Source organism: Youngimonas ophiurae (nom. illeg.) (assembly GCF_049803795.1).
Classification (GTDB): domain Bacteria; phylum Pseudomonadota; class Alphaproteobacteria; order Rhodobacterales; family Rhodobacteraceae; genus Thalassobius.
In genome coordinates, this window is the sequence record NZ_JBNAGJ010000007.1 from 23287 (window position 1) to 36082 (window position 12796).

Below are 12796 nucleotides of genomic sequence, written 5' to 3' on the forward strand. Positions count from 1 at the left end.
GCCAAACCCTTTACTAATAACGCTGAATCGGGCAACCTGCCTCGCAAAGCCTGCTTGGGGGGCCATATGCCTGTTTCAAAAGTCGTTTCTTCTGCTGTTCTTGCTGTTTTTCTGGGGGGCGCTTCGGTGTCCGCGCAGGTGTTGGGCGCGGCTCTGCCGGCCGAGTTCCCGCCCAGCAGCTATAAGGGCAAACAATATGTCGATAGCAAAGGCTGCGTGTACATTCGCGCCGGTGTTGCCGGGAATGTCACCTGGGTGCCGCGTGTGACGCGCAGCCGTCAGCCGATCTGCGGGGCGCAGCCGACCTTTGCCAAGGCCAAGACGTCCGCGCCCGTCAAAGTGGCTGAGACGCCCAAGCCCAAACCCGCGCCGGTTCAGAAAAAAACTGTCAAAGTGGCCACGGCCAAGCCTGTTGTGAAACCGGCCAAGGCTCCGATGCGGACGGTGGCCTCGGTGACCACGGCGCCCAAACGGATCGTGCAGGCGAAACCTGTCGTGCCGGTGGCTGCGCCGAAACGGGTGGCGCCGGTCCGGATGGCGGCCCCTGCGGCTGCGGCCGGGTGCCCGCAGTTCGGCCCCAGCGGCCGGTTCATGCAGGGCCAGGGGCTGCGCTGCGGCCCGCAGGCGGAATCGCCGGTGTCTTATGGCGCGGCTCAGGGGCGTGTGGCAAGCGTGGCCACGGTGACGCCTGGCACCGTATCGCCCAACACACGGGTTGCCCCCAAACATGTCTACCAACAACAGGTCGAGACCACGACGGGCGTCAAAATCCCCAAAGGCTATCGCCCCGTGTGGAAGGATGACCGCCTGAACCCGAAACGCGCCCACGGCACCTTTGCCGGGAAAGCGCAGATGGATCTGGTCTGGACAAACACCGTGCCGCGCAAACTGGTGGATCGCAACACGGGCAAGGACGTCAGCCGCGCTCATCCGAACTTGGTGTACCCCTACACCGATCTGGCGGTGCAGCAGCAGCAGGACGCCTATAAACATATGAAACGTCCGGTGGTTGCGACCAAGGGACAGGTGAAAGCACAGACCAAGACCAAAGCGCGCGCTGTGGTCTCGACCCGGTCGGCCCCGGTCAATACCGCGCCCAAGGCCACGGGCCGCAAATATGTTCAGGTCGGCACCTTTGGGGTTCCGGCCAATGCGCAGCGCACCGCGGCCCAGTTGCAGCGCGCCGGATTGCCGGTGCGGATGGGCCGATACTCGAAGGGTGGAAAGCAGTATCAGATCGTGATGGCGGGGCCCTTTGCCTCGGGGGCGCAGCTGAATGCGGCGCTGAACACCGCGCGCCGGGCCGGTTTCCGGGATGCCTTTGTCCGTTAGGGCTTAGCCGTTGCAGATTTCCTGAAGCCGCACCCAATCGGCGTCGCTAAGCACAGGCGGCGCCGTTTTTCCGCGCATCGGGTCTGCCTCGATCAGGCCCAGGGTGGTTTCTCCTGAGACATCCAGCGCATAGGCGTAGGGCAGGGACGACAGCCGAGCCAGCGCGAACCCGTCCAGAACCTGCGCATCGGTCAAAGCGGGGCGCGGCTGGGCCAGAACGGTTTCCGCATAGGCCGCCAGTGACGGATCGGGCAGCGTGCCCGTGGTCAGCAGCCGCAGCGTATCCATAAACCCCCCGGCTTCGAGCAACTGTTTCAGCGGGTCGATCTGTTGCCCGCGCAGCAGCTCGGCCACGATATAGCCGGCTGCGACGCCGGGGTCCTCGTGGTCTTCGATCAGGCGGCGGCTGATCAGCAGAATCTGCCCCGGCAGCAGCACCGAATTCGGCACCCCGCCGCGCATCACCACCACCCGGCTGGCGCGGGTTTCAGGCAGCGCGGTGCGTTCCGCCAGAGCGTTTAGCGCCTTGCCCGTTCCGGCAGAGACACAGGCCTGGCCCGTCACCCGTTGCGCATGGGTCAGCAGCCGTTCGCCCAGATCCAGGCGTTTTGCGGCAGGGACAACGCGGGCGGCGTGATTCAGCATGGCTCCGGGTAGCCAGAACACGGCCAAAGCCCCCAGCGCGGTCATCGCCCCCGCCAGGATCAGCAGGCGCAGCCGTCCCGGTTTGGACCGCCCACGCCCGACGGCCTGACGTAGCTTTTCGATGGCGCCGATCATCTCGGCCTCTTGTTCGGACAGTTCCAGCGTCTCGTCCGGGTCGCCATCGGGGCAATAGAGCGCGGGCAGCTCGCCAGGGTTCGTGCGTTCAATCGCGGCCAGGGACCAATGGGTCAGCGGCTGATCCCTGGTATCGGTGATGACCAGCGTTGCCTCGCCGATCGAGACGATCACCTCGCGGCGTTGCGCATCCGGGCTGGGGCGCCAAAGACCAGAGGCTTCGATCCGCTGGTATTTCTGTAGTGCTGTCATTGCGGGCTGCCCTGCCTCTGTTGTGCGTCAGTGATAGCACGGGCGGGCAGGGGGCGTCCATCCGCCCCCTGAGGCAATCAGCCAGAGGCGATCACAGGGATCTGGCCACGGTGCGCAGCTCGAATTTCTGGATCTTCCCGGTCGAGGTTTTCGGCAATTCCTGAAACACCACTTTCTTGGGTGTTTTGAACCCGGCCAGACGTTCGCGGGCAAAGGCGATCAGCGCGGCCTCGGTGGTGCTATGCCCGTCTTTCAGTTCGACAAAGGCGCAGGGCACCTCGCCCCATTTTTCATCGGGTTTGGCGACCACGGCGCACAGCAGCACATCAGGGTGGGACATCAACACGCCCTCGACCTCGACCGAGCTGATGTTTTCCCCGCCCGAGATGATGATGTCCTTGGCCCGGTCGGCGATCTGCACGTAGGTATCCGGGTGCTGGATAGCGATGTCTCCGGTGTGGAAATAGCCGCCCTTAAAGGCCTCGGCGGTTGCTTTGGGGTTTTTCAGATAGCCCTTCATCACGCCATTGCCGCGCATGATGATCTCGCCCTGGGTTTGGCTGTCCATGGGGATCTGCTGCATGTTTTCATCGACGACGGTGATATGTTCCATGATCGGCATCGCGACCCCCTGGCGGGCCTTGATCGCGGCGCGGTCGTCGCCTTGCAGCGGGTCCCATGCGTCCTTCCAGGTGCATTCGGTGGCGGGGCCGTAGACCTCGGTCAGGCCGTAGACCTGCGTGACGTTAAAGCCCATCGGTTCAATCTTGGCCAGGGTGGCCGGGGCAGGCGGAGCGCCGGCGGTAAAGACCTCGACCACGTGATCGAAATCGCGCCGGTCGCTTTCGGGGGCGTTCACCAGCGTGTTCAGAACGATGGGCGCGCCGCCGAAATGGGTGACTTTTTCATCCGCGATGGCGTCAAAGACGGCCTTGGCGGTGATGTCGCGGCAGCAGATGACGGTGCCGCCATAGGCCGGCATCAGCCAGGTGTGGCACCAGCCGTTGCAGTGAAACAGCGGCACGATGGTCAGGTAATGCGGGTGCATCGGCAGGCGCCAGCTGATCCCCTGACCCATCGCATTCAGATAGGCCCCGCGGTGATGATAAACCACGCCCTTGGGCCGCCCGGTGGTGCCCGAAGTATAGTTCAGCGCGATGCTTTCCCATTCGTCCTGCGGCAGGATCCACTGGAAATCCGGATCGCCCGAGGCCAGCAGCTCTTCGTATTCCATATAGTGCCCGTGGGCATGGGCCCCGGCGAAATCATCGGCCACCTCGATCACGATGGGGGCGGGGCCGATCATGTCCTCGATCGCCTGGGCCACGACGGGCAGGAATTGCGGATCGACCAGCACCACCTTGGCCTGCCCGTGATCCAGAATGTAGGAAATCGTATCGGATTCCAGCCGAGTATTGATCGTGTTCAGCACAGCGCCACAGGCGGGCACGCCGAAATGCGCTTCGGCCTGGGCAGGGATGTTCGGCAGAACGGTGGCCACCACATCGCCCGGCTGCACACCCAGTTTCACCAGACCCGAGGCCAGTCGCGTCACCCGCTGATGATATTCCACATAGGTCTTGCGGTGCTGGCCATAGACCACGGCCAACAGATCGGGGAATACATCCTTCGCCCGGTTCAGCCAGGACAGAGGCGTCAGCGGCACGTAATTCGCCGCGTTCTTCTCAAGTCCGCTTTCATCTGCCATCCAACCCATCGGGTGGTCCTCCTACGCTGTGATGCCTTCGCGCGCGAGTATATGGACCCGCGCGCACCGGGCAATATCGTAGGAACCCGTAGATGGTCTTTTCTCAGAAGGGTCAATCCGTTAGCGTCGCCCCATGATCCTGTCCACTGGCCGCAAATATATCTTCATCCATATCCCGAAAACGGGTGGCACCTCGATGGCGCTGGCGCTGGAAAGCCGGGCCAAGAAGGATGACATCCTGCTGGGCGACACGCCCAAGGCCAAACGCCGCCGCGGCCGCGTGCGCGATGTGCAGACGGCGGGGAGGCTGTGGAAACATTCCACCCTGGCCGATATTGACGGGCTGGTCTCGTCGCAGCAGATCGAGGGTTATTTCACCTTCACCCTGGTGCGGAATCCCTGGGATCGGGTGGTCAGCTATTATCACTGGCTGCAAACGCAAAGCTTCGATCACCCGGCCGTGCGGCTGGCGCAGGCCACCAGCTTTACGCAGTTCATCAACCATCCGCATACCCAGGCCTCACTCGGGTCGGCCCCGGCCAGCTATTACATGACGGATATTCGCGGTCAGGAACGCTGCACGGCCTATATCCGGCTGGAACATCTCCACCGCGATGCACAGCCGCTCTGGGAACACCTTGGGTTCCAGCTGGACCTGCAACATGCGAACCGCTCGAACCGGGTGGACTATCACCGCTATTACACCGCTCAGGATACCGATCTGATCGCGCGGGTCTGCGCCGCCGACATCGCCCGTTTCGGCTACAGCTACGAATAGCCCCACGCGCGCAACGCAATGCCAGCGGCCCGAAGGGCTGATCCAGCCTGCGCGTCAGCGCAGTCCGCGTAATAACAAACGCGCGCCCGTCTCCGGGCGCGCGCTTTTTTGTCTATCCGGCTCAGGCTGCGGATTTTGCCTCAGGGTCGAACCGGCCATAGAAGCTTTGGCCCTTGGCCGCCATATCTCGCAGCAGATCGGGGCATTTGAACCGCGCGCCATAGGCCGCTTCCAGCTCGTCACAGCGTTGGGCGGCATATTCCGCGCCCAGCATGTCCAGCCAGCTGTAAGGCCCGCCCGTCCAGGGGGCAAAGCCCCAGGCCAGGATCGCGCCCACGTCGCCCTCGCGGATGTCCTCGACAACGCCCTCTTCCAACGCGCGCACGGCCTCAAGCACCTGAGCAAACATCAGACGGTCCTTCACATCCTGAAGGCTGGGCAGCTCGGGCGCGGCCGGGTATTTTTCGGTGATCCCCTTCCAATAGCCCAGGCGCTTGCCCTTCTCGTCATAATCAAAGAAGCCCGCCTTGGATTTGCGGCCCAGACGGCCCAGCTCTTCCATCCAGAAAATCAGATCGTCCGAGGGGCTTTCGGGATAGGCATCGCCCATCGCGGCCTTGGTGGCGCGGGCAATCTTGGCGCCCAGATCCACCGAGGTTTCATCTGTCAGCTGGATCGGCCCCACGGGGAAGCCCAGCTGCTGCGCGGCGTGATCCACCATCGCCGCCGGGGTGCCCTCGGTGACGATGCGCATGGCCTCGTTCATGTAGGGGATGATGCAGCGGTTGCAGTAGAAGAACCGCGCGTCATTGACCACGATCGGCGTTTTGCGGATCTGGCGCACGTAATCCAGCGCCTTGGCCACCGCGCGATCACCCGTTTCCTTGCCCTTGATGATTTCCACCAGGAACATCTTTTCAACCGGGCTGAAGAAGTGGATGCCGATGAATTGCTCGGGGCGGACAGACGCCTTGGCCAGGCCGGTGATCGGCAGAGTCGAGGTGTTCGAGGCAAAGATGCAGTCCTCGGGGATGATCGCCTCGACCTTTTTGGTCATCTCGGCCTTGACGCCGGGGTCTTCGAACACCGCCTCGATGATCAGATCGCAGCCTTTCAGCGCGTCCAGATCGGGGGTGGCGGTGATGCGGGACAGCAGGGCCTCTTTCTTCTCAGGGGTGGCTTTGCCGCGTTTGATCCCTTTGTCCATGTAGGTTTCCGAGTACGCCTTGCCGCGGTCTGCCGCATCCTGGTCACGGTCGATCAGGATAACCTCCATCCCGGCCTGCGCGCTGACCAGCGCGATGCCCGCGCCCATCATGCCCGCGCCCAGAACGCCGATTTTCTTGACCGACTGGTCGGGCACGTCCTTGGGACGCACGGCGCCTTTTTCCAGCGCTTCCTTGTTCAGGAAGAGCGAGCGGATCATCGCCGAGGACGAGGGATTCATCAGGATGTTGGTGAACCAGCGCGCCTCGATTTTCAGGGCGGTGTCAAAGGGCACCAGCGCGCCTTCGTAGACGGCGCTGAGCAGGGCCTTGGCAGCTGGGAAAGCGCCGCTGGTATTGGCGTTCACCATGGCCGAGGCCCCTACGAAAGTGGGGAAACCCGCAGGATGATAGGGCGCGCCGCCGGGCATTTTATAGCCCTTCGCGTCCCAGGGTTTCACCAGATCGGCGTCCTTGGCGTTCAGCACCCATTCGCGCGCAGCGGCCATCGGGTCTGCGGCAACTTCGTCAATGATTCCAGCGCCTTTGGCCTTTTTCGGGTCCACCAGCTTGCCTTGCAGCAGGAAGGGCGAGGCGGCCATCGCGCCCATTTTGCGCACCAGACGGGTGGTGCCGCCCGCGCCGGGGAAAATGCCGACCATGATTTCCGGCAGGCCGATCTTGGCCTTGGGGTTTTCGGCGGCAAAGATGCGGTGCGTGGACAGGGGTAGTTCCAGCCCGATGCCGACGGCGGTGCCGGGCAGAACGGCTGCAATCGGTTTGCCGCCCTTCTTGGTTTTGAAGTCCATGCCCGCCAGTTCGATCTTGCGCAGCAGGGCGTGCATTTTCATGGTGCCCTCGAACAGGCCGCGCGCCGGGTCGTCGCCCGCGTCGGCCTTCATTTTGGCCAGCACGTTCAGGTCCATCCCGCCGGCGAAATCCTTCTTGCCGCTGGTGATGATCACGCCTTTGGCGGCTTCGTCAGCCAGCGCGTCGTCGATCAGATCGCTAAGCACCAGAAGGGCCTCGGCGCTCATGACGTTCATGGATTTACCGGGGCAATCCCAGGTGATGGTGGCGACGCCCTCGGCGTCTTTGGTCATGGTGAAATCAGTCATTTCTGTCACTCCTGCCCCGAATTATACGCGTTCGATGATGGTGGCTGCGCCCATGCCGGACGCGATACACAGGGTGGCCAGGCCGACCTCTTTGTCCTGGCGCTCCAGCTCGTCCAGAAGGGTGCCGATGATGATCGCGCCGGTGGCGCCCAGCGGGTGGCCCATCGCGATCGAGCCGCCGTTCACGTTCACCTTGTCCATATCCGCGTCAAACGCCTGCTGGAAGCGCAGTACGACGCTGGCAAAGGCCTCGTTGACCTCGAACAGGTCGATGTCGCCAAAGGCCATGCCGCTGTCGGCCAGAATCTTCTGCGTGGCCGGAACCGGCCCGGTCAGCATGATGGTCGGGTCCAGCCCGATTTTGCAGGTCTGACGGATACGGGCGCGCGGTTTCAGACCGTATTTCTTACCGAAATCGGCGTTGCCGATCAGCACCCCGGCCGAGCCATCCACGATGCCCGAGCTGTTGCCCGCGTGGTGAATGTGGTTGATCCGCTCCAGATGCGGGTATTTCAGCATGGCGACCTTATCAAAGCCCGGCATGACCTCGCCCATGTCCTTGAACGAGGCTTTCAGCGCGCCCAGCCCCTGCATATCGGTGCCGGGGCGGATGAATTCATCGTAATCCAGAATGGTCAGACCGTTCTGATCCTTCACCGGCACGATGGACTTGGCGAAACGGTTGTCGTCCCAGGCGGCCTTGGCGCGTTTTTGCGATTCCACGGCCAGCGCGTCGGCCTGATCGCGGCTAAAGCCGTATTCAGTAGCGATAATATCGGCCGAAATCCCCTGCGGGACAAAATAGCGATCCAGCGCAACCGAAGGGTCCACGGCCACCGCAGCACCGTCGCTGCCCATGGGCACGCGGCTCATCATTTCCACACCGCCCGCGATATAGGCCTCGCCCGCGCCGCCCTTGATCTGGTTGGCGGCCAGGTTCACGGCCTCCATGCCGCTGGCGCAGAAACGGTTGATCGACAGGCCGGGGATGGATTCATCCAGATCCGAGGCCAGAACGGCGGTCCGCGCCAGACAGGCGCCCTGTTCCATCACCTGGGTGACGTTGCCCCAGATCACATCCTCGACGGCATGGCCTTCCAGGCCGTTGCGGTCCTTCAGCGCGTTCAGCACCCCCGAGGACATCCGCACCGCGGTTACCTCGTGCAGCGACCCGTCCGGGCGTCCCTTGCCACGCGGCGTGCGCACGGCGTCATAGATATAGGCTTCGGTCATTTTTCGCCTTCCTCTTTCCGGCTAGAGATTCAGAATCCCGGTCAAACGGTCAGCATCTGATCGCGAGATTTTCTGGTATTGGATGCCCCCAGGGTAAAGAATTTCAGCCCCCAAGGCGCATCCTCGTTGTTGGTTTGGAACATCGTTAAGCCTGGCCGAATTTCAAACGCCCCTGCGATGCCCGATCGCAATAAGAACGGTTTGTCTATCCGGTTCGGCATTTTCGGCTCCTTACTATTCGCCACCCGAGCGCGGCATCAGATCGTAGGGATGTTGCCATCCGGGCAGGGCACTGATGTTGCCCAGCCAGCGGTCAATGTTTGCATAGGCGGCACGATCAAAGCCAAAGGGCTCGGGGTAGTACAAATATCCGCAGCAGCTCAGGTCTGCATTGGTGACATCCGCTCCGACCAGCCAGTCACGCCCTTCCAGCGCGGCGTCCAGAGTCTGAAACGCGGCGCGCAGACGGCCCTGATTGAACGCGATCACATTCGGATCGCGGTGCTTTTCGGGCAGGAAATTCATCAGGAACCGGGTCATCCCCGCCTGACTGGACATTTTGTGATTGTCCCAGAACATCCAGCGCATCACCTCGCGCGCCTCGGCAGGGGTGGTGCCACCGAATTTGCCGGATTTTTCCGTGATATACATCTGGATGACGCCCGATTGAGTCAGTGTCTGCTCACCATCCAGCAGAACCGGAGCCTCCCCCATCACGTTCAAAGCGCGGTATGCATCGCTGCGCGCGGCGCCATTGAAGAAATCTACCCAGACCGGCTCCCATTCCTGTGCGCTCAGTGCCAGCGGCAGCGCCGCCTTATAACTGTTCCCGCTTTCGCCAAAGCAGTAGAGTTTCATCGTCATGCCCAATCCTCCCTGTGCGCGCATGTGGTTGCGTTCGAAGTGTGAGTATTTTTGGCAAGATGAAAAGGCAGACCTGCCCTTCGTAACGTACCGTTAAGGTTAATGGTGTACACCAGACGTTGCGTTACAGGCTGGAGAGCCGATGGACGTGCAAGGTGAAACCCCGCCCCGGCCTGATGCCAGTTGGCCCGCGCCTGGGGTGGGGCCCTCGTGACACTGTTTTCATCTTGCCAGAAATACTCAAATATCCCCGACCTGATTGCCCTGAGCGGACGGGGCCGGTTCGCGCCTCCTTACGGCTTGCGGGCGTCCAGTTCGGCGAGAAACAGCCGCAGCCGATGCCCATATGTGTCTTCGTTGATCACGCTGTCGAAGTTTTCGAACAGAAAGGACAGCGCTTCGCCTTCGTTCAGGCCGGATTCCTGCGCGAATCTCTTGAGCCGGCGATAGCCGTCCTCGGTCATTGCGGCGTTGAAGCGGCGGGTCAGGCGGAATCGTTTTGGCATATCTCTTCCTTTGGTCTCACTGGCTGGTATGGTTCGTGCCATGCCAGCCAGTGCGAGCGGGGCGCTGCCCCTAGTCAGCGGGTACAGGCCGCGGCCTGCACTCAGAAGTTGGCCGCGTCCAGAGCCATCACCGTGTCCGCGCCGCTGTTGATCCGTGCCAGGTGCATTGCGGTGGCGGGCAGGCGGCGGGCCATGTAGAAACGGCCGGTCGTGATCTTGGTTTCGTAGAAAGTGGCATCTTCGGCACCGTTTTCCAACGCTTCCATCGACACTTTGGCCATTTTGGCCCACATCAGGCCCAGGCAGACATGGCCGAACAGGTGCATGAAATCATACGAGCCCGACAGCGCGTTATTGGGGTTTTTCATGCCGTTTTGCATGAAATACATACCCGCCGCCTGAAGATCCTTCGAGGCCGCCTTCAGCGGATCCAGGAAGTCCTTTTTCAGTGCCTCGTTGCCGTCGTTTTCCTTCAGGAAGGTTTTCACCATCTCGAAGAAGGCCATCACGTGTTTGCCGCCGTCTGCGGCCAGTTTACGGCCGACCAGATCCAGCGCCTGAACGCCGTTGGCACCTTCATAGATCATGGCGATCCGGGCGTCGCGGGTGAACTGGGACATACCCCATTCCTCGATATAGCCGTGGCCGCCATAGACCTGCTGCGCCTGCACGGTCATGTCATAGCCCTCGTCCGTCAGGAAGCCCTTGATGACCGGGGTCAGCAGGCTGATCAGCCCGTCGGCATCCTTGTCGCCGCTGCGGTGCGCCTGGTCGATCAGGGTCGAGCTCCACAGGATGAAGGCGCGCGCGCCCTCGGTAAAGCTTTTCTGATCCATCAGGTTGCGGCGGATGTCGGGGTGCACGATCAGCGGATCGGCGGGGCCATCGGGGTTTTTCACGCCGGTCACGTCGCGGCCCTGAAGCCGGTCCTTGGCGTAGATCACAGCGTTCTGATAGGCGGCCTCGGCCTGGGTCAGGCCCTGCATTCCGACGCCGATGCGGGCTTCGTTCATCATGGTGAACATGGCGCGCATTCCCTTATGCGCATCGCCCAGCAGATAGCCGGTGGCCTCGTCATAGTTCATCACGCAGGTCGAGTTGCCGTGGATGCCCATTTTCTCTTCCAGCGCGCCGCAGCTGACGCCGTTGCGGGCACCGGGGGTGCCGTCCTCGTTGACGATGAACTTGGGCACGATGAACAGCGAGACACCCTTGATGCCCTCGGGGCCGCCGGGGATTTTCGCCAGTACCAGATGGATGATGTTGTCGGCCATCTCGTGTTCGCCAGCCGAGATGAAAATCTTCTGACCCGAGATCTTATAGCTACCGTCGTCCTGCGGGACGGCCTTGGTGCGCATCAGGCCCAGATCGGTGCCGCAATGCGGCTCGGTCAGGTTCATGGTGCCGGTCCATTCGCAGGACACCATTTTGGGCAGATAGGTGGTTTTCTGTGCGTCCGTGCCATGCGCCAGAATGGCCGAGGCCGCGCCGTGGGTCAGGCCCTGGTACATCGAGAACGCCTGGTTGGCCGAGCTGAACATTTCGCCCACCGCGATGCCCATCACATAGGGCATTCCCTGACCGCCGTATTCCTCGGGCAGGTCCAGGCCGGTCCAGCCGCCCTCGCGCACCTGATCGAAGGCTTCCTGGAAACCTGTGGGCACGCGGACCACGCCGTTTTCCAGAACGCAGCCTTCTTTGTCGCCCACCACGTTCAGCGGGGCCAGCACCTCAGAGGTGATCTTGCCCGCCTCTTCCAGAACGGCGCTGGTAAAGTCTGCTTCCAGATCGCCATAGCCCGGAATGTCCGATTGGCTGACCTTCAGCAGATCGTGCAGTACGAACTGCATGTCTTTGACGGGTGCGGTATAGCTCGGCATGGTCTCTCTCCCACTTGATGCCGGGGCCCTGTGTCAGGGTTACTCGGCAGCCTTCTGTTTTGTCTTCAGCGAGGCGATCATCTTCTCGCCCCAGGACATCTGTTCTTTCAGCTCTTCGATGGCCTGATCCAGCTCATCGCGTTGCTGTTCCATGTCGCGCAGACGGTCCTGCGCCACTTCGAAGGTTCGCTCCAGCTGAGTCAGCTGCGCATCCCCCATATTATAGAGATCCAGAAGTTGGCGGATCTCTTCGAGGCTGAAGCCAAAGCGCTTGCCCCGCAAAATCAGTTTCAGCCGGCCACGGTCCCGATGGGTGAAAAGGCGTTTCTGGCCTTCGCGGATCGGGAACAGCAGTTCCTTGGCTTCGTAGAACCGCAAGGTGCGCGGGGTGACCTCAAAGGCATCGCACATCTCGCGAATCGTCATTGTTGTTTCTTTTGTCACAGACATCTTTGTGCCCTCAGAAGATTTAACGGATGGTCAAAAGTTGTTGCGACTTCCTTTTCGATACAACAGCAATCGAGGTTGACGTAATTGATACGTCACGTCACTTGTGAATTGACGTAAGATAAGGCAACGTAACCCCACGGAAATCGCAATTTCCTTTCGCAACGTCACACTGGAAAAACGAAAAAAGCGGGGAAAACCCCGCCTTTTTCCCCCTGAATCAGGGGCGATTACAGCTTTTTCACAGCATCGGCCGTTCGGTCGCGCGACTCTTGCAGCTCGGCGATGGCCTCGTCCAGCTGCTGGCGCTGCTGGCCCAGTTCCTCAAGCTTGCGATCCGCGCTTTCGACCCAGGCGCGCATCTGCGCTTCGTTGCCTTCGTTGTCGTAGATCAGCAGCCACTGGCGAATCCCTTCAAGAGAGTACCCCCATTTGCGGCCCCGCAGGATCAGAGTCATCCGGGCAATTTCGCGCGGCCCGTAGAAACGCGAGCGCCCCTCGCGGTCGGGTTCCAGCAGTTCGATATATTCGTAGTAGCGCAGGGTGCGCGGCGTCACATCGAACTTTGCGCACATTTCTTTGAAGGTCAGGCGGGTCTCAGACATTCGGCGTCATTCGGTTGCTTATAGTTTCACGCAGTCTGCAACAGGCGGATAGGCTTTGGCCACCCCCTTTCCGCAGCGCAGAAGAAAC

General features: G+C 61.6%; 12 protein-coding genes. 2 read left to right on the top strand and 10 right to left on the bottom strand.

The features are described 5' to 3' along the window. Nucleotides 1–66: 66 nt before the first annotated feature. On the top strand, nt 67–1332 hold the full coding sequence (locus ACP15O_RS14455; RefSeq protein WP_425096826.1) for an SPOR domain-containing protein: 1266 nt from the start codon (nt 67–69) through the stop codon (nt 1330–1332). 3 nt (nt 1333–1335) lie between these two features. Here ACP15O_RS14455 and ACP15O_RS14460 read toward each other — a convergent pair whose 3' ends face one another. Continuing rightward, nucleotides 1336–2364 carry a hypothetical protein gene (locus ACP15O_RS14460; RefSeq protein WP_425096827.1) on the bottom strand — a complete coding sequence of 343 codons (1029 nt, stop codon included), beginning with the start codon at nt 2362–2364 and terminating at the stop codon, nt 1336–1338. Between the two features lie 91 nt (nt 2365–2455). Further along, the gene (locus ACP15O_RS14465; RefSeq protein ID WP_425096828.1) at nt 2456–4081 is read right to left on the bottom strand and encodes an AMP-binding protein; all 1626 of its coding nucleotides are present in this window, start codon (nt 4079–4081) and stop codon (nt 2456–2458) included. A 124-nt stretch (nt 4082–4205) separates the two neighbouring features. On the opposite strand from ACP15O_RS14465, the gene ACP15O_RS14470 reads away from it, so the two are divergent. Continuing rightward, nucleotides 4206–4850, top strand: a complete 645-nt coding sequence (locus ACP15O_RS14470) for a sulfotransferase family 2 domain-containing protein (protein WP_425096829.1) — start codon at nt 4206–4208, stop codon at nt 4848–4850. 121 nt (nt 4851–4971) lie between these two features. Here the strand turns inward: ACP15O_RS14470 and ACP15O_RS14475 are convergent, their stop codons facing one another. The 8 genes from ACP15O_RS14475 to ACP15O_RS14510 all read right to left on the bottom strand — a co-directional run bounded on the left by ACP15O_RS14475 (nt 4972) and on the right by ACP15O_RS14510 (nt 12708). After that, the gene (locus ACP15O_RS14475) at nt 4972–7173 is read right to left on the bottom strand and encodes a 3-hydroxyacyl-CoA dehydrogenase NAD-binding domain-containing protein (RefSeq protein WP_425096830.1); all 2202 of its coding nucleotides are present in this window, start codon (nt 7171–7173) and stop codon (nt 4972–4974) included. Between the two features lie 21 nt (nt 7174–7194). Next, nucleotides 7195–8406 carry an acetyl-CoA C-acetyltransferase gene (locus tag ACP15O_RS14480; protein WP_425096831.1) on the bottom strand — a complete coding sequence of 404 codons (1212 nt, stop codon included), beginning with the start codon at nt 8404–8406 and terminating at the stop codon, nt 7195–7197. 41 nt (nt 8407–8447) lie between these two features. After that, complete coding sequence (locus ACP15O_RS14485) at nt 8448–8627, bottom strand: hypothetical protein (RefSeq protein ID WP_425096832.1); 180 nt, start codon at nt 8625–8627, stop codon at nt 8448–8450. 13 nt (nt 8628–8640) lie between these two features. Further along, nucleotides 8641–9270, bottom strand: coding sequence for a glutathione S-transferase family protein (locus ACP15O_RS14490; RefSeq protein WP_425096833.1), 630 nt, complete (start codon nt 9268–9270; stop codon nt 8641–8643). 293 nt (nt 9271–9563) lie between these two features. Then, nucleotides 9564–9776 carry a hypothetical protein gene (locus ACP15O_RS14495; protein WP_425096834.1) on the bottom strand — a complete coding sequence of 71 codons (213 nt, stop codon included), beginning with the start codon at nt 9774–9776 and terminating at the stop codon, nt 9564–9566. A 101-nt stretch (nt 9777–9877) separates the two neighbouring features. After that, complete coding sequence (locus ACP15O_RS14500) at nt 9878–11656, bottom strand: acyl-CoA dehydrogenase C-terminal domain-containing protein (protein WP_425096835.1); 1779 nt, start codon at nt 11654–11656, stop codon at nt 9878–9880. 39 nt (nt 11657–11695) lie between these two features. Then, nucleotides 11696–12106 carry a MerR family transcriptional regulator gene (locus ACP15O_RS14505; RefSeq protein WP_425096836.1) on the bottom strand — a complete coding sequence of 137 codons (411 nt, stop codon included), beginning with the start codon at nt 12104–12106 and terminating at the stop codon, nt 11696–11698. 227 nt (nt 12107–12333) lie between these two features. Then, nucleotides 12334–12708: a MerR family transcriptional regulator gene (locus tag ACP15O_RS14510; protein WP_425096837.1), complete on the bottom strand. Its 375-nt coding sequence runs from the start codon at nt 12706–12708 to the stop codon at nt 12334–12336. Nucleotides 12709–12796: the final 88 nt, after the last annotated feature.

Coding starts and splice junctions, on each gene's coding strand:
- ACP15O_RS14455 (WP_425096826.1), top strand. CDS start 67: ATGCCTGTTTCAAAAGTCGTTTCTTCTGCTGTTCTTGCTGTTTTTCTG.
- ACP15O_RS14460 (WP_425096827.1), bottom strand. CDS start 2,364: ATGACAGCACTACAGAAATACCAGCGGATCGAAGCCTCTGGTCTTTGG.
- ACP15O_RS14465 (WP_425096828.1), bottom strand. CDS start 4,081: ATGGGTTGGATGGCAGATGAAAGCGGACTTGAGAAGAACGCGGCGAAT.
- ACP15O_RS14470 (WP_425096829.1), top strand. CDS start 4,206: ATGATCCTGTCCACTGGCCGCAAATATATCTTCATCCATATCCCGAAA.
- ACP15O_RS14475 (WP_425096830.1), bottom strand. CDS start 7,173: ATGACTGATTTCACCATGACCAAAGACGCCGAGGGCGTCGCCACCATC.
- ACP15O_RS14480 (WP_425096831.1), bottom strand. CDS start 8,406: ATGACCGAAGCCTATATCTATGACGCCGTGCGCACGCCGCGTGGCAAG.
- ACP15O_RS14485 (WP_425096832.1), bottom strand. CDS start 8,627: ATGCCGAACCGGATAGACAAACCGTTCTTATTGCGATCGGGCATCGCA.
- ACP15O_RS14490 (WP_425096833.1), bottom strand. CDS start 9,270: ATGACGATGAAACTCTACTGCTTTGGCGAAAGCGGGAACAGTTATAAG.
- ACP15O_RS14495 (WP_425096834.1), bottom strand. CDS start 9,776: ATGCCAAAACGATTCCGCCTGACCCGCCGCTTCAACGCCGCAATGACC.
- ACP15O_RS14500 (WP_425096835.1), bottom strand. CDS start 11,656: ATGCCGAGCTATACCGCACCCGTCAAAGACATGCAGTTCGTACTGCAC.
- ACP15O_RS14505 (WP_425096836.1), bottom strand. CDS start 12,106: ATGTCTGTGACAAAAGAAACAACAATGACGATTCGCGAGATGTGCGAT.
- ACP15O_RS14510 (WP_425096837.1), bottom strand. CDS start 12,708: ATGTCTGAGACCCGCCTGACCTTCAAAGAAATGTGCGCAAAGTTCGAT.